At 72.2% G+C, this 14,982-nt stretch carries 12 protein-coding genes and 1 pseudogene; 5 read left to right on the top strand and 8 right to left on the bottom strand.

Annotated features, from left to right (window positions below; all coding sequences use genetic code 11):
- The first annotated feature begins 375 nt into the window (after window positions 1-375).
- A complete protein-coding gene (locus ACIA3K_RS17285; protein WP_396802101.1) occupies window positions 376-1,725 on the top strand; it encodes a PHB depolymerase family esterase in 1,350 nt (449 codons plus the stop codon).
- Window positions 1,726-1,823: 98 nt separating this feature from the next.
- On the opposite strand, the gene ACIA3K_RS17280 is transcribed toward ACIA3K_RS17285, so the two are convergent.
- Together ACIA3K_RS17280 and ACIA3K_RS17275 are read right to left on the bottom strand one after the other, a co-directional pair.
- Window positions 1,824-3,317 (bottom strand): arabinofuranosidase catalytic domain-containing protein, encoded by a 1,494-nt coding sequence (locus ACIA3K_RS17280; protein ID WP_396802099.1) that lies wholly within the window; start codon window positions 3,315-3,317, stop codon window positions 1,824-1,826.
- 638 nt (window positions 3,318-3,955) lie between these two features.
- Entirely contained in the window at window positions 3,956-4,222 is a 267-nt protein-coding gene (locus tag ACIA3K_RS17275) for a helix-turn-helix domain-containing protein (RefSeq protein WP_396802097.1), read from the bottom strand.
- Between the two features lie 101 nt (window positions 4,223-4,323).
- Here ACIA3K_RS17275 and map point away from each other — a divergent pair, with 101 nt between their 5' ends.
- Entirely contained in the window at window positions 4,324-5,142 is an 819-nt protein-coding gene (gene map, locus ACIA3K_RS17270; RefSeq protein WP_396802096.1) for a type I methionyl aminopeptidase, read from the top strand.
- Window positions 5,143-5,162: 20 nt separating this feature from the next.
- Here the strand turns inward: map and ACIA3K_RS17265 are convergent, their stop codons facing one another.
- Window positions 5,163-5,990 carry a PIG-L family deacetylase gene (locus tag ACIA3K_RS17265; RefSeq protein WP_396802094.1) on the bottom strand — a complete coding sequence of 276 codons (828 nt, stop codon included), beginning with the start codon at window positions 5,988-5,990 and terminating at the stop codon, window positions 5,163-5,165.
- A gap of 181 nt (window positions 5,991-6,171) precedes the next feature.
- On the opposite strand from ACIA3K_RS17265, the gene ACIA3K_RS17260 reads away from it, so the two are divergent.
- Window positions 6,172-7,065 (top strand): alpha/beta fold hydrolase, encoded by an 894-nt coding sequence (locus ACIA3K_RS17260; protein ID WP_396802092.1) that lies wholly within the window; start codon window positions 6,172-6,174, stop codon window positions 7,063-7,065.
- Window positions 7,066-7,078: 13 nt separating this feature from the next.
- On the opposite strand, the gene prfH is transcribed toward ACIA3K_RS17260, so the two are convergent.
- Together prfH and ACIA3K_RS17250 are read right to left on the bottom strand one after the other, a co-directional pair.
- A complete protein-coding gene (gene prfH, locus ACIA3K_RS17255; protein WP_396802158.1) occupies window positions 7,079-7,741 on the bottom strand; it encodes a peptide chain release factor H in 663 nt (220 codons plus the stop codon).
- 12 nt (window positions 7,742-7,753) lie between these two features.
- A pseudogene (locus ACIA3K_RS17250) lies at window positions 7,754-8,911 on the bottom strand (RNA ligase RtcB family protein); the annotation flags it as partial.
- Between the two features lie 254 nt (window positions 8,912-9,165).
- Between ACIA3K_RS17250 and ACIA3K_RS17245 the strand changes: the two are divergent.
- Window positions 9,166-11,754: a LuxR C-terminal-related transcriptional regulator gene (locus ACIA3K_RS17245; RefSeq protein WP_396802090.1), complete on the top strand. Its 2,589-nt coding sequence runs from the start codon at window positions 9,166-9,168 to the stop codon at window positions 11,752-11,754.
- A 46-nt stretch (window positions 11,755-11,800) separates the two neighbouring features.
- Here ACIA3K_RS17245 and ACIA3K_RS17240 read toward each other — a convergent pair whose 3' ends face one another.
- From ACIA3K_RS17240 to ACIA3K_RS17230, 3 genes are read right to left on the bottom strand one after another with little or no spacing between them, the layout of a single operon-like run.
- Window positions 11,801-12,406 carry a hypothetical protein gene (locus ACIA3K_RS17240; protein ID WP_396802089.1) on the bottom strand — a complete coding sequence of 202 codons (606 nt, stop codon included), beginning with the start codon at window positions 12,404-12,406 and terminating at the stop codon, window positions 11,801-11,803.
- A gap of 4 nt (window positions 12,407-12,410) precedes the next feature.
- Entirely contained in the window at window positions 12,411-13,019 is a 609-nt protein-coding gene (locus ACIA3K_RS17235) for a hypothetical protein (protein WP_396802088.1), read from the bottom strand.
- Window positions 13,016-14,350: a hypothetical protein gene (locus ACIA3K_RS17230; RefSeq protein ID WP_396802086.1), complete on the bottom strand. Its 1,335-nt coding sequence runs from the start codon at window positions 14,348-14,350 to the stop codon at window positions 13,016-13,018. Before ACIA3K_RS17230 ends, ACIA3K_RS17235 begins: the two co-directional genes overlap by 4 nt.
- Before the next feature lie 100 nt (window positions 14,351-14,450).
- On the opposite strand from ACIA3K_RS17230, the gene ACIA3K_RS17225 reads away from it, so the two are divergent.
- Complete coding sequence (locus ACIA3K_RS17225; protein ID WP_396802084.1) at window positions 14,451-14,981, top strand: adenylate kinase; 531 nt, start codon at window positions 14,451-14,453, stop codon at window positions 14,979-14,981.
- The last annotated feature ends 1 nt before the right edge of the window (window position 14,982 follow it).

Raw genomic sequence — 14,982 nt, 5'->3', positions numbered from 1 at the left:
CCGACATGATGCCTGCCGCCGATCGGCGTCGCCGCGCGGGCTCACACCCGCACGGACTCTCCGGCGCGGGGTGTCCGCAGGCGGTCGTCAGACGTCATTCGTCACGGCTTGACGAACGGCATGTTATCGCTCACAGTCGATGTCGGGGCGACAGGATCCACGGCTCACCGGGCGAGCCATCCGCTTCGGACCCTCGCAGTCCCGACGTCCCCAGGGCATGCGGACGACGCATCAGGACCTGCCAGCAGCCGCCGGTCACCCGCGCGGCCGATGCCGCGCGCCCGCGTGGACGTCTCCCCGGATGACCGTCCCGGACGTCCTTCCCGCGCGGCACCCCACCACCCCCGCTGCCACCGAATCGAGAAGGATCCGCCCATGAGAACAAGGTTCGCACTGCTGGCCGCCGCGTTGGCGACGGCTCTGGCGACGATGACGGCCGTGGTCACGGTCGCCACCCCGGCGTCGGCCGCGACCCTCACCCAGGTGACCAACTTCGGCACGAACCCGACGAACCTGCAGATGCACCTGTACGTGCCGGACCGGGTCGCGACGCGTCCGGCTCTCCTGCTCGCCCTGCACTACTGCACCGGCAGCGGCCCGGCCGTGCACACCGGCTTCGGGCTCAGCTCGCTGGCCGACCGCTACGGCTACATCGTCATCTACCCGTCCGTGACCCGGAGCAGCAAGTGCTGGGACGTCTCCTCCCCGCAGGCCCTGCGCCGCGACGGCGGCAGCGACCCGGTCGGCCTCAAGTCGATGGTCGACTACGTCCGGAGTCGCTACCCGGTCGACCCGGACCGCATCGGTGTCGCCGGCTTCTCCTCGGGTGCCATGATGACCAACGTGATGGTCGGCCTCTACCCCGACCTGTTCAACGCCGGCGTCAGCTCCTCCGGCGTCCCGTTCGGTTGCTTCGCGACCACCAACGGCGCGGAGTGGAACAGCGAGTGCTCCGGTGGGCGGATCGTGAAGACCGCACAGCAGTGGGGCGATCTGGTGCGCAACGCGTACCCCGGCTACACCGGCAAGCGCCCCCGTTTCCAGATCTGGCACGGCACCACGGACACCACGTTGAGCTACGTCAACTTCGGCGAGCAGATCAAGCAGTGGACCAACGTGCAGGGCGTGTCCCAGACCCCCAGCTACACCGACTACCCGCAGGCCAGCGCCACCAGGACGCGGTACGGCGGCACCGGCGGCACCGCGCCGGTCGAGGCGATCAGCTTCCAGGGGTACGGGCACTCGATCCCGTTCGACGCCGCGCAGGCCATCCGCTTCCTCGGCTTCGACACCACCAGCGGCACGACGCCGCCTCCGACGACGCCGCCCCCGGGCGGTACGACCGGGGCGTTGCGCAACTCCGCCGCCGGCCGCTGCCTGGACGTCCCGGCGCAGTCACGCACGAACGGCACCCAGGTGGCGTTGTGGGACTGCAACGGCGGCGCGAACCAGCAGTGGGCCTCGACGGCGGGCCGGCAACTCCAGGTGTACGGGACGAAGTGCCTGGACGCCGAGGGCGCCGCGACGACGGCGGGAACCCGGGTGATCATCTGGGACTGCACCGGGGGCGCGAACCAGCAGTGGAACCTCAACACCGACGGCTCCGTCACCGGTGTGCAGTCCGGACTGTGCCTCGCGCCGAACGCCGGTGGAACCGCCAACAGCACCCAGGTGGTGCTCGCGACCTGCAACGGCGGCAACGGTCAGAAGTGGACGCGCGGTTGAGGCGTACCCGATGGTGGTGAGCCCGAACGCGGCCTGAACCACCGGTGTGGCCCGGCCCGGGACATCCCCGGGTCGGGCCACCCGGCGGTCACGCGCTCTCAGCGGTAGCCGGCCGCGACGATGTTCGCCTGCACCGCGTTCTCGGCCGCGTCGGAGGGGTAGCCCGCCACCATCGCGCCCTCGTAGAACGTGCCGACGCTCTGGTTGGAGTTGTCGATGCAGCAGTCCCCGCCGCTGCCGAGGATGATCGCGCCCTGCTTCCTCATCGGGCTGTACCCGCGTGGCAGCGACCCGTCATAGAGGGTGTAGAGGCCGCCGGACTGTGCGTTGCTGCCCTTGATGGCGAAGCGTGAGGTGCCGTTGTTCTTCAGGGTGGCGGTGACGAACTTGCTGGTGAAGGCCCGCTGGTTGCTGTTCCAGGAGCTGCTACCGCCGGGGTAGAGGCCGTACTCCAGGTCGGCCTGCACCCAGGGGCCGGAGCCGGAGCAGCCGCCGAACCAGCAACTGGTGCCGAAGTAGATCGCGTCCATCGCGCCCGCGCCGTCGGCCCGGCGGGTCGTCTCGCTGTTGCCGTAGTCGAAGCAGCAGCCGCTGTTGACGTGGGTGCCGCTGGTCACCATGTACATGCCCTCGGGCGCGGCGCCGGTCGGCACGCCGGTCAGGTGACCGTCCCGCCAGTAGCTGCTGTTGCCGTTGATGTAGAGCGAGTAGACCTTGTTTCCGCCGACCGTCAACGACTCCCTGGTCGCGACCGCCGGTTGTACGGCGCCGCCGATGCCGCCGGCCCCCTGGTAGCCGAGGTTGTTGCCACGCCCCGACTGGTCGTAGATGACCGTGATGACGCACGTGGTGTTCGCGCAGAAGCTGTCCTGGGTGGCGGAGTTGGCGCGTCCGCCCGCGCTGAGGACGCCGATGGCACGGGTGGTGTTGTCCGAGGATCGGCGTACCTGGTAGAGCGAGCCGTTGTACGAGGCGTACAGGGCGCGGGTGGTGCTGTGCGCCGCGACGCAGGGCGTGCCGCCCGCCGCGTAGATGTCGCAGGGCAGTGTCGTGCTCGGTGGGGGAGTGGTGGGCGGTGGTGTGGTGGGTGGCGGCGTCGTCGGTGGCGGGGTGGTGGGAGGCGGCGTGGTGGGCGGGGGCGTCGTGGGCGGGGGCGTCGTCGGGTCCACCACGCCGTTGCAGGTGACGCCGTTGAGGGCGAAGGAGGTCGGCGTCGGGTTGCTGCCGGTCCAACTGCCGTTGAAGCCGAAGCTGGTGCTGCCGTTGGTTCCGATGCTGCCGTTGTAGGCGGCGTTGGTGACGCTCACCTGGGCGCCGGCCTGGGTGAAGCTGCCGTTCCAGAGCTGGGTGACGGTCTGGCCGGCGGTGAAGTTCCAGGTCAGCCGCCACCCGTTGATGGCGTCGCCCACGTTGGTGATGGTGACGTTGGCGCCGAAGCCGTCCTGCCACTGGGAGTTGACCGTGTAGGTGACCTGGCAGCCGGCGGCGGCCGCGGAGGCACCCGTCTGGGCGGCGGCGGCGCCGACGAGTACGAGGGTGGCGGCCGCGGCGACGAGCGCCGGCCGCCGATGGCGGATGTCTGGGGGTCGCACGTTATCTCCTCATGGGTGGGAGTTGGCGGTGTGCGGGCCCCGCCCCGTTCACCCTGCTCGGGCCCGGACTCTGAGCAGGGGGACGACGGGACGGGGCCCGGTCCGCGGGCGCGTACGGCGTCGCCGGGAACCGTCCGGCGCGGGATCGACCGTGCGGACGGGGTGGTCGGCGGACCAGGCGCGACGGGTACGCGGGTGGTGCGTCGCCGCCCGCGACCCGGGGTCGCGGTGACGGCGGTGGCGGTGGCCCGGAGCGGTTGTGGGAAGGCCGATCGACGGCACGGCTCCGGCCGATCGAGGTGATGTCGACCTGCGGGCGCCGCTGGTCAGGCATCCGTCGTCCGGCCCTCGGCACGGGTCGCCCGGTGGTGAGCTCGGGCCGCCCGTGTCGGCCACGCTCCACCCGCCCGCGCCGCGAACGACGTAGACCGCGGCCGGGGCCAGCAGCTGGACGGCCCCGGTGACGGTCAGTTATCGACGGCCGTCGTTACGTTAGCGTTAACAGGCGGCCCTGTCCATAGACGATTGTCGGCGCCCTTTGCCGGCCGTCGGTCGGTTCCGGGCACTGCCGACCCTGTTCACGGAGCGAGCGAGGTGCCGGTCCGGATGTTCCGCGCTGCGGGTGGCCGCGAGCGTGCTCAGGACGCCTCGCGGACCCGCGGGTCCGCGAGCCACACGTCGGCGAGGTCGCTGAGCGGGACGCCGAGGACCTCACTGAGGCAGACCACGGTGCCGAAGGCGGGCGCCGGGAGCCGACCCACCTCGATCTTGCGCAGAGTCTCCGGTGACATGCCGGCGGCGAGGGCGACCTCGACGAGACTGCGGCCGGCCCGCGCGACCCGCAGCGCCGCGCCCAGGCGTTGCCCCGCGGCGATCTGCTCCGGTGTGAGCGGTGGCCGAACCATGTGAGCAGGATAGTTCCGCCCCCGGGGGCCGGCAATGTCGACCCGCCGCACTCCCGCGCGGCGTGGTATAAATATACCGCACCGGATGGGGAGGGTTTGTCGTGATCGAGCTGAAGTCTGCCGCGGAGATCGACCGGATGGCCGTGACCGGCCAGTTCGTCGGCGAGCTGCTGGCCGAACTGCGGGCGGTGGCCGCTGTCGGCGTCAACCTGATGGAGATCGAGCACCACGCCCGCCGCCGCATCGCCGAGCGGGGCGCCGAATCGTGCTACTGGGACTACACGCCGTCGTTCGGTCGCGGGCCCTTCCGTAACGTCCTGTGTCTCTCGGTCAACGACGCGGTGCTGCACGGCCTGCCGCACGACTACCTCCTGCGCGACGGTGACCTGCTGAGCATCGACATGGCGGTCGGGATCGACGGCTGGGCCGCCGACTCGGCGCTGTCGTTCGTCGTCGGCGCTCCCGCCCCGGCCGACCTGAAGCTGATCGAGGCCACCGAGGTCGCGCTGAAGGCCGGCATCGACGCCGCCCGACCGGGCAACCAGCTCGGCGACATCTCCGCCGCCATCGGCGAGGTCGCCCACCGTTACGGCTACCGGGTCAACAACGAGTTCGGTGGGCACGGCATCGGTCGCACCATGCACGAGGCCCCGCACGTGCCCAACAACGGCCGTCCCGGGCGAGGCATGACACTCAAGCCCGGCCTGACGCTCGCGATCGAGCCGTGGCTCTGCCAGACCAGCGACAAGATCAAATTCGACCAGGACGGCTGGACGATCCGATCCGCGGACGGTTCGCGCTCGGCCCACTCCGAGCACACCATCGCGGTCACCGAGTCCGGTCCCCGGGTGCTGACGTCCCGCCCCGGGGAGGACCCGGAGCGGGACCGTCGCAGCGGACAGTCGGCCACGGCGGCCTGACCGACGACCACCGCCAGGCGTCAGCGCAGGCCCGCGAAGAGGTCGTCCTCGGGAACGGGCGCGTCGGTGGTGTCCCGCACCCGGACGAAGGTCTCCATGCCCATCAACTCGGTGAACCGCTCCTGGCCGAGCTGGAGGAAGAAGATGTTCTCGGTCTGGCTGGCGTGCGCGGCCAGGGCCTCGAACTTCTGCGCACCGTGGGCGCGGGTGTCGACCCATGTGGTGATCTCGTCGTCGGGGAGACCCAGCTCGGGCATGTCCGACGACTCGTCCGGGTCGGCCCACTCGACGCCGAGCTCCTTCATGATCCGGCCGAACTCCTCGAACGCCGTGCGGGGCACGGTGGTCCAGTAGACCTTCGCGGGGACGTCGGTCTGCGCCACGGCGGCCATGGTGATGCGGTGCGCCTGGATGTGGTCGGGGTGACCGTAGAAGCCGTTCTCGTCGTAGGTGACGACGACGTCCGGCCGGTACCGGCGGATCAGCTCCGCGAGCCGGTCCGCGGCCTGCGCCACCGGCGTCGTCCAGAAGGAGCCGGGCTGGTCGTTCGTCGACCAACCCATCATCCCGGAGTCGGCGTAGCCGAGCGTCTCCAGGTGGGTGATTCCCAGGGTGGCCGCGCTGACTTCCAGCTCGGCCTGACGCATCGCCACGACGGCGGCCGGGTCGTGACCGGGCTCGCCGGGCTTGACCCCGCCCGGCCCGTCGCCGCACCGGCCGTCCGTACAGGTCACGAGGACCGTGGTGACACCCTCGGCGGCGTACCGGGCGAGGACGCCGCCGGTGCTCGTCGCCTCGTCGTCGGGGTGCGCGTGCACCGCCATCAGGGTCAGGGATCGCTCAGCCATGTCATCACCCTACGACCAGCGGCACGCCCCGACGGGGCAGGCGACGCATCCTAGCCATCCACCGGCCGGTCCTGGCCTCTTCGCCCAACGCGCCGTCGGGCCGCTCGGGGCTTCCTACGCTGTCGGGGCGGCCGGCGCGCCGATGCCACGCGCCAACAGCCTGACGAAAGGTGCCGGTTCCATGGCGGTCTTCGAGGACGTGCGACAGATCGACGCCGGGGTCCTGAACGTCGGATACGTCGATGCCGGCCCGCCGGACGGGCCGCCCGTGATCCTGTTGCACGGCTGGCCGTACGACATCCACAGCTTCGTCGACGTCGTGCCGCTGCTCACCGACGCCGGTCACCGGGTCGTCGTGCCGTACCTGCGGGGCTACGGCACGACCCGGTTCCTCGCCGACGACGCCGTCCGCAACGGTGAGCCGGCCGCCATGGGGCTCGACCTCGTCGCCCTCATGGACGCCCTGGACATCGACAGCGCGAAGCTGGCCGGATTCGACTGGGGAGCGCGTACGGCCGACGTCGTGGCCGCGTTGTGGCCCGAGCGCTGTGCGGGCCTGGTGTCGGTGAGCGGTTACCTGATCGACGGTCAGGAGTCGGGCCGGGTGCCGCTGCCGCCGAAGGCCGAGTTCTCCTGGTGGTACCAGTACTACTTCGCCACCGAGCGCGGCCGGCAGGGGTACGACCGCAACCGCCGCGACTTCGCCCGGCTCATCTGGCAGACGGCGTCGCCGAAATGGACCTTCGACGATGCGACCTTCGACCGCAGCGCGGCCGCGTTCGACAATCCCGACCACGTCGACATCGTGATCCACAACTATCGGTGGCGGCTGGCCCTGGCCGACGGCGAACCGCAGTACGCCGAGGTGGAGAAGCGCCTCGCCGGCAAGCCGAAGATCACGGTGCCCAGCATCACCCTGGAGGGTGACGCCAACGGCGCGCCCCACCTGGACCCCAGCGTCTACGGCAAGCAGTTCTCCGGCCGGTACGAGCACCGGACCGTCGGTGGCGGCGTCGGGCACAACCTGCCCCAGGAGGCGCCGCGGGCGTTCGCCGACGCGGTCCTGGAGGTGTGAGGCCGGGCCGCGGTCAGTGGCCGGAGGCCGTCCGTCCGCGCCGCCGTCGACCCGGGGTCGAGGTCGGCTCCGGGCGTTCGACGCGGGTCGGGTCGCCCCGCACGAGGTCGTCGTGGATGCGCCACCTGGCTGTGGTGACCGCGCGCCGGGCCGCCTCGTCGCCGCGCTCGACACGCTGGCGCAGCAGGTCCAGAGCGATGCGCCGGTTCTGACTGAACTGCCGTTCGTCGTCCACCACCACGACGAGGCCCGACGGGCGGTGGGTGGCGCGTACCGCCGTGCTGGCCTTGTTCCGGTGCTGGCCGCCGGGACCGCCGGTGCGGCAGCCGACGATCTCGACGTCGGCCTCGGCGAACGTCGTCGGGGGAGCGTCGCTCGGCGGCGGTTGCGCCGTGACGTACCAGTTCTTCCGACCCGCGCTCGTCCGGTAGGGGATGGGCGCCTGCCAGCACAACGTCCCCGTCCAGGAGGCGGCGAACGCCTCGACGTCGCCGCCGGACAGCCGGATCAGCACCGACCGGTAGGTGCCCGGCCGGTCGCCGGGCACCACGTGGACCCGCTGGACCGCCACGCCCCGCCGGGTGGCGTCACCCTCCAGACGGCGCAGCAGGTGGGCCAGCGCCCACCCGCACTCCCGCGGCCCACGGCCGGCGGACAGCAACAGAGCCGGGCTCACGACCGACCCCGTCCGCGACGCTGGTCCCGCCTCCGAGCGAGGCGCGGCCCCGACGTCCGGCGTCTTGTAGGTGACCAGCGGGATCGTGGTGGCCACCGGCGTGGCGAGCTGGTGCGCGACGAGATCGCCGATCACCTGCTCGATCCGCTTGTACGCGGTGGGCGCCTCCTCGAAGAGCAACTGCCGGTCGCCGCACACCACCAGCGAACCCACCGGGGTGCGCCGCAGCTCCTCGACCGTGTGCTTGGCCCGGCCCCGGCGCAGCGCGTCGGCGCGGGACATCTTCCGACCCGCGCCGTGCGCCACCGAGTGGTTGGCGTCCGCCCCGGCGTGGGCGGCCACCAGGTACGACGCGGTGCCCCGCGTACCGGCGACGAGCACATCGCGACCGTCACCCGGCGCCGCTCCCTTGCGGTGCAGGTAGACGCCGTCGCGCACCTCGACCAGGTTGTGGCGCTGGTCGACGACCGGCTCGGTCGGTTCGGCCCCCAGGGCGTACGCGACCCGGGCGGCCAGCAGCCGCCGGTTGAGCGAGCCCCAGCGCACCGCCTCGTCGTGTCGGGCCAGGTAGGCGGCCGGGTCGGGGGCGGGGCCCGCCCCGTGCGTCTCGGTGTGCGTCCGCAGGATCCGCTCACCCAGGCCCCGCGAGCCGCTGTGCACGACCAGGACGAGGTCACCGGTTGCCAGCCCGAGACGGTCGGCGTGCTCCGGCGCGAAGACGGTGTCGACGCGGGCCAGCTCGACGAAGTGGTTGCCGCGGCCGACCGTACCGAGCCCGTCCAGGTGGCCGGCGGGAACGTCGCCCGCGAGGACGGCCCAGGCGGGGTCGTCGGCGTCCCGCTCCGGGTCCAGCGCGCGGTCGAGGTCGGGGAACCGGGCGGCCAGCCGCTCGGGTACGACGCGCCGGAGTCGAATCGGGAAGACGGCGATACCGCAGCCGATGTCGGAGCCGACCAGGAACGGGTACAGGACCGTCGACGCCATGGCGGCGCCGATCGGGGCGCCCTTGCCCGGATGCAGGTCCGGCATGCCGGCGACGTGGACCATGCCGTCGAGGGCGGCCACCTGCCGGCACTGGTCGAGCGCGGCGGACTCGATCCAACTCGTGGCGGACGCGAACACGGTGACGGTGGCGGGGGTGGACAGGGACAGGGACTGGTGCTCAGACAACGACGCTCACTTCTCGCTGAGTCGCAAGTGGACGGACGGCGGTACGGCACCGGGCGGCGTGAAATGGGCCTCGGCGCGGTGCTCAGGTGGTGTCCGTCAGTACGTCATGGGCACCACTGTGGCGATGTCCGTTGCGCACGGCAACTGGTTATCGGTGGGGCGTGGGCACCGGCCGAACCGGCACGATTGACGCCGCTCGCCATCTGTCGGATGGGTGATGGCCCGGGACGCGGCTCACCCGTCATCATCCGGGAATGCTGACGGGGCGTGACGGCACGCTCGCCGAGGCCCGCGCCGCGCTGGTGCGGGCCGACGGCGCCGTCCTGATCGGTCCGGCGGGGGTGGGTCGCACGGCCCTCGCTCGCGCGGTGGTCGCCGACCTGCCGCCGCGACTGTTCGCCACGGTGTGGATCACCGCCACCGAGGCGAGCAAGGAGGTGCCCTTCGGCGCGCTCGGTCGACTCCTCACGGGCGGTCACCCCGCCCTGCACCCGGCCCTGGTGCACAGCACCGTGCTGACCAGTCTGGTCGAGCGGTGCGGCCCGGCCCGCACGCCCGTCCTGGTCGTCGACGACGCCCACCTGCTCGACGGGCCGTCCGCCGGTGTGCTGCTCGGCCTCGTGCAGGCCCGAGCGGCCCGGGCCCTGCTCACCGTCCGGTCGGGGGTCCCGGTGCCCGACGCCGTCGTCGCGCTGTGGAAGGACGTTGGCCTGTCCCGACTGGTGGTGCCCGCCCTGACCGAGGCCGAGGTCGGCGCGCTGGCGGCGGAGCGGTTGGCGGGTCCGGTCAGCCGCTCCACCACCCACCTGCTGTGGCAGTGGACCGGCGGACTGCCACATCTGGCGGTGGCGTTGCTCGACCACGGGCAGGAGATCGGTTCGCTGGCCCGCGACAGCGACCAGTGGCGCTGGAGGGCCGGCCTGGCGGTGCCCGCACAGGTGGCGGACCTGCTCGACCGGGAGCTGGACCGGGTCGGCCGCACCGGTGAGGAGGCGCTGGCCGCGATGGCGCTCGGCGGGCCGCTGCCGCTGCCCGTCGCGGAGGCCGCCGCGTCGCCGGAGCTGCTCGCCGACCTCGAACAGCTCGGTATGGTCCGCAGCGAGGAGCGCGGCGACGAGGTCCTGGTGCGGTTGCGTGACCCGATGCTCGGCGCTGCGGTACGCCGACGCATGTCACCCGCCCGGCGTCGCCGGATAGCCGCCACGCTGCTGACCGGCGCACGGCAGGCCGCGCCGCGCGGCTCGCACGCGGTGGCCCGCGCTCTCTGGGCGGTGCACGCCGGGCAGCCGGTTGACCCGCCGGAGCTGGTGCGGTCGGCCGGCCTGTGCCTGTACGCCGACCCGGCGGCCTCGGAACAGTTGGCCCGGCGAGCCTGGCAGGAGGGTGGTGGGGCGTCGGCGGCGGTCGCGCTCAGCGCCGCCCTCGCCGAGCAGGGCCGCGCCGTCGAGGCGTACGAGACGCTGCGTACCGCCGAACGGGACGCCGACGCGTCCGGTGACCCGACCGCCCGGGTGACGGTGGGCGTGGCCCTGGCCGCGCACCGCCTCTGGGTCGGGCGGGTGCCCCGACAGGCGTACGACCACCTGCGGCGACTGCGCGCGGACGCCGATGCGGCCGGCCGGGCGGAGTTGGCCGCGCTCGGCGTGCTGGTCCAGCTGTTCAGCGGCGATCCGGCGCGGGCGCTGGCGAGCGCTCGTCAGCTCCTGGGCGAGTCACTCCCGCGCGGCGCGCGGCTACGGGTCACGCTGGCGTCGGTCGCGGCGCTGGTGCTGACCGGCCGCACCGAGGAGGCGGTCCGGGTGGGCCGCACGGTGGTCGAGGCGGTCGAGCGGTCCGGCTCGTCGGCCATGCCGCAGATCCGTGGCATGGCCGGGGCCGCGCTGGCACTGGCCGAGCTGTGGCGTCAGCCCACCCCGACCGGTCCGGTCACCGACCCGGCGGCCGGCCGGTGGCCGCTGCCCCCGGACCCGCTCGTCTCCGGTCTGTCCCCCACCGCCTGGCCGCTCTTCGACGGGTACGCCCGGCGGGTCAGCGGGGATCGGGCGGGCGCCATCAGCCGGCTCCGGGACGCCGTCGCCCAACAGGCCGGTGGCAACGGCATGTTCCGCGCCGAGGCGACCGGCTGGCTGGCCGTCACCCTGGCCGAGGATGGTCGCCCGGACGAGGCGGACGCGGTGCTACGGGAGCACCCCGTAGACGCGGTCGCGCTGGTCCCGGGGCTGCGCCCGTGGGCGTTGGCGGCGGTCGCCGCGGCGACCGGTCGGCGCGTTCGGGCGGGCGAGCTGATGGACGAGGCGATCGTCGTCGCGCACGGCTCCGGGAGTTGGCTGGTGGAACTGGGCTATCTCATCTACGCCGCGCACCTGGACCCGGTCGCCGGTCCGACCCGCTATGCGGACCGCATCGCCGAGGCTCTCGTCCACGTGGACGCCGAGCGGCTCGTGGCCGCCGGTCGGGCGGTGATCGCGCTGGCCCAACGCGATCCCACCGTGATCCTGGAGCACGCGCACCGCCTCGTGGACATGAACATGACCGGCGAGGCGCTGAAGGTGGCCGGCGAGGTCGGGCGGCGGGCCGGGGTCACCGACACCGTCCGGCTCGCCGTCGACCTGCGTGCCCGGCTGCGATCGACGGTGCGGGACGACCCCGCGAGGGTGGCGGGGCTGACCGCGCGGGAGCGGCAGGTCGCCGGGCTCGCCGCCCGGGGCCTGTCCGACCGGGAGATCGCCGAGGCGTTGGTGCTGTCGGTGCGTACCGTGCAGACGCATCTGGGACGGGCCTACCGCAAGCTGGCGGTGACCTCCCGGCGGGACCTGTCGGACGCCTTACGACCGGCCGGCTGAGGACACCGGCGGTGACCGGGGCGCGACGTGCGCCCCGGCCACCGCCCTAGGAGTTCTTCGTGTAGCAGGTGATTCTGCCGTTCGAGTCCTCGCGGCAGTCCGCGCCCTTGGCGCCGAGGACGTTGATCGTGCCGACCAGGAGGGTGAAGCCCAACCCGGTCAGGATCGCCGTGCCCACCTTCTTGGCGACCTCGGCGAAGTTGGCCGTGACGTCGAGCCGGAAGCTGACCGGCGCGTACCTGATCTGCTCCCACAACTCGGCGATGCGCGGGTCCTGACCGGTGATGCTGAAGTCGTCGCTGCTGTGGTCGTCGGTCACCCGGCCGGTGGCGATGGCCACGAAGACGTTCTTGTGCTGATCCACGACGTTCGGTCCGGCGGCGAAACTCCAGCTGTGGCTGAGGAAGCCGTTCTCGTGTACGTGCCCCTGGAACCAGTAGTGGCCGTCGCTGGCCATCCGCAGCGAGGCCGTGCCCTTCACGCTCGACGGCAGCAGGCTGCCGGAGAACGTCTCGGTCCACTCCTGTTCCAGCCGGTCCATCGCCACCCTCGTCGACCCGCCCGGATGCCCGACCCGCGCGCCCACCTGACGCAGCGTCAGCGGCGCACGGATGTCGAGGTACCGGCCGGCGGCGGTACGGACGCTGGCCATGACCTCACTCCCTCGACTTCCAGAAGTGGGTGGTCCCGTTCTCGTCCTTGTACGCGTGGACCTTGCCCGGCTGGCCGAAGAACGCGACCCACCCGGCGACCACCGCGCCGAAGATCACCACCGGAATCCACTTCAGGATGTTGCCGATCAGCTCTGCCACGTTCATCGACACGCTCAGCCGGAAGTTCACGCTGGCCGTGCTGAGCTGATCCCAGTACTGCGCGATCCGCGGGTCCTGCCCGTGCTCGGCGAAGGTGTCGGTGCTCGAGTTGTCCGACACCTTGCCGCTCTTGGAGAAGACGAAGGCGTTGCCGTCATCGTCCACGAAGCCCGGCGTGGCGACCAGCGACCAGTTGTGCGTGACGGCGCCGTTCTCGTGCACGTGCCCGTCGAACATGTAGCCGCCGTCGCTGAACAGCCGCAGCCACGCCGAACCCTTGACGCTGGAGGGCAGGAGGCTCCCGGAGAACCACTCGCTCGACGTCTGTTCGAGCTGTACGAGCAGCCGGCGGGTGGATCCGGTGGGGTGGCCGAGTTCCGTACCGACCTCCCGCACCGTCATGGGCGCCTCGAACCGTAGGTACTTCCCGGCCTTCTGACGCAGGCTGTTCATGACGTGGTCACCATGATCGGCACCAGTGCCCGTCCGGTCGGCAGCGGCCCGAGCGCCTTGCCCAGGATCGCCCCGACCGCCTTGAGCGGGTCGGCCACCCGCATGGCGTGTCCCCGGGTGGGGGAGGTGGTCAGCAGGTCGCCGGGGCGCACCGCGCCGTGCGCCGCGTCGACCAGGCAGTAGACCTTGCCGGCCAGGGCCAGCGGACGACGCTGCTCGCTGTCCGGTCGCCGGTCCAGCACCATCGCCGGCGCGAAGCTGCCGGCGCCGGAGACGACGCCGGCCACCGCCGTGTCGTACGGCTTGTCGGCCAGTTCCAACGCGCCGGTCTCGCCGATCACGAGCACCGCGCCCGGGATCGCCGACGGCAGGTGACCGGCCGCGACGTCGAACTCCTCGGCCAGGTCGGCGTTGCTGAGCGAGATGTCGCCGTGCACGCCGTCGATGACCACGGTGTACGCCCTGGTGTCCGGGTTGGCGAAGGACATCGAGCTCTGGTCACCACTGATCGCGACCGTGTAGGTGCGCGTCTTGCTGTGGCAGAACTTGATGTGGTTGTTGGCGCCGTCGAGGTCGACCTCGTTCGCCGCGACGACCTTGGAGTTGACCGCGTTGGCCGCGGACACGTTGGTCGCCGTGACACTGGGGCTGCTCACGTTGTTGGCGGCCCACACGTCGCCCGTGGTGCCGTTGAGCAGCAGTCGGTACTGCCGGGTGTCGGGGTGGGCGAAGGACATCGAGCTGTGCTCGCCGTCGATGCCGATGGTGTACGTGCGGGTCTTGCTGTGGCAGAACTTGATGTGGTTGCCCGGTCCGTCCAGGTCGACCTGGTTGGCGTTGAAGCTCCGGCTGTTGACGTTGTTGGCGGCCCACAGGTTGCCGTTCTGCCCGTCCAGAACGGTCGTGTAGGCGCGCTTGTCGTTCGCCAGGCTGATGGTGCTGGTGCCGCCGTTCATCCCGATCGTGTAGGCGCGGGTCGTGAAGTTGGTGAGTACGAGAGCGTTGTCGGCGCCGTCGAGCACGACGGCCCGGGCGGCGACGGTGTCGGCGGTGATGGTCGTCGGCGGTGTCGCCGTCGGCGTGGCCGGTGCCGCCTGGGCGTCACCCTTGGCCGCCGGCACCGCCGTGGCGGGTGGCCCGTCGGCGCGCTGCGCCTGCTCGGCCTCGGGGGCCGGCGCGGGTGCCCGGACCGGCGGCGGCGCCGGTGGGGCGACGTCCGCCCGGGCCGGAGCCTCGTCCGGGGTGGTTCGTTGCGGCGGTGTGGTGGTGGGCCGGGCGATCGCCTCGGCGCTGTCCGGGTTGCTGGCCTTCGCGGCCTCGTTGCTGGTCATGTGTCCATTGCAGCCGCGAGCAGGGTGGTCGCACGTCCGCAGCCGCTACGTAGATTGGCCCACCCGACTACGTAGGCGCCAGCCGGCGTAAGCTGCCGCGATGGCCACACCGCGTCGCATCCTGGTCTACGGGGTGTACGGCGCGGGCAAGTCCACTCTCGCCGCGCGGTTGGCGCAGCTCCTCGGCGTGCCGTGGTATCCGGTGGACGACCTGCTGTGGCTGCCGGGGTGGATCGAGGTGCCGGTCGCCGAGCAGCGTCGCCGCATCGAGAAGATCTGCCGCCGGGACGCCTGGATCCTCGACGGCGCGTACCACGGGTGGCGGGACGTACCACTGGCGCGCGCCGACCTGGTCGTGGCCCTGGACTACCCGCGGTGGCGTTCGTTCGGGCGTCTGCTGCGTCGTACGCTGCGCCGCCTGGGCACGGGCGAGGTGATCTGCAACGGCAACCGCGAATCAGTCGGCAGCGTGCTGTCCCGGGACTCGATCCTGCTCTGGCACGTCGCCGCGTTCGGGCGCGCGCGGCGGCGGATGCGCGCCTGGCAGGCCGATCCGGCCGGCCCGCCGGTTCTCCTGTTCACGCACCCCGCGGCTCTGGACGACTGGCTGTCGAGCCTGCCGACCCGATGAG

It is taken from the genome of Micromonospora sp. NPDC051543 (genome assembly GCF_044454415.1).
In the GTDB taxonomy this organism is placed as follows: domain Bacteria; phylum Actinomycetota; class Actinomycetes; order Mycobacteriales; family Micromonosporaceae; genus Micromonospora.
The sequence above is the reverse complement of the archived record's forward strand: the minus strand, read 5'-3'. Positions and strand labels throughout refer to the sequence as shown.

What these genes read in the sequence shown, in the direction of transcription:
- ACIA3K_RS17285 (WP_396802101.1), top strand. Translation starts at nt 376, where the DNA reads ATGAGAACAAGGTTCGCACTGCTGGCCGCCGCGTTGGCGACGGCTCTG.
- ACIA3K_RS17275 (WP_396802097.1), bottom strand. Translation starts at nt 4,222, where the DNA reads ATGGTTCGGCCACCGCTCACACCGGAGCAGATCGCCGCGGGGCAACGC.
- ACIA3K_RS17265 (WP_396802094.1), bottom strand. Translation starts at nt 5,990, where the DNA reads ATGGCTGAGCGATCCCTGACCCTGATGGCGGTGCACGCGCACCCCGAC.
- ACIA3K_RS17260 (WP_396802092.1), top strand. Translation starts at nt 6,172, where the DNA reads ATGGCGGTCTTCGAGGACGTGCGACAGATCGACGCCGGGGTCCTGAAC.
- ACIA3K_RS17245 (WP_396802090.1), top strand. Translation starts at nt 9,166, where the DNA reads ATGCTGACGGGGCGTGACGGCACGCTCGCCGAGGCCCGCGCCGCGCTG.
- ACIA3K_RS17240 (WP_396802089.1), bottom strand. Translation starts at nt 12,406, where the DNA reads ATGGCCAGCGTCCGTACCGCCGCCGGCCGGTACCTCGACATCCGTGCG.
- ACIA3K_RS17235 (WP_396802088.1), bottom strand. Translation starts at nt 13,019, where the DNA reads ATGAACAGCCTGCGTCAGAAGGCCGGGAAGTACCTACGGTTCGAGGCG.
- ACIA3K_RS17230 (WP_396802086.1), bottom strand. Translation starts at nt 14,350, where the DNA reads ATGACCAGCAACGAGGCCGCGAAGGCCAGCAACCCGGACAGCGCCGAG.
- ACIA3K_RS17225 (WP_396802084.1), top strand. Translation starts at nt 14,451, where the DNA reads ATGGCCACACCGCGTCGCATCCTGGTCTACGGGGTGTACGGCGCGGGC.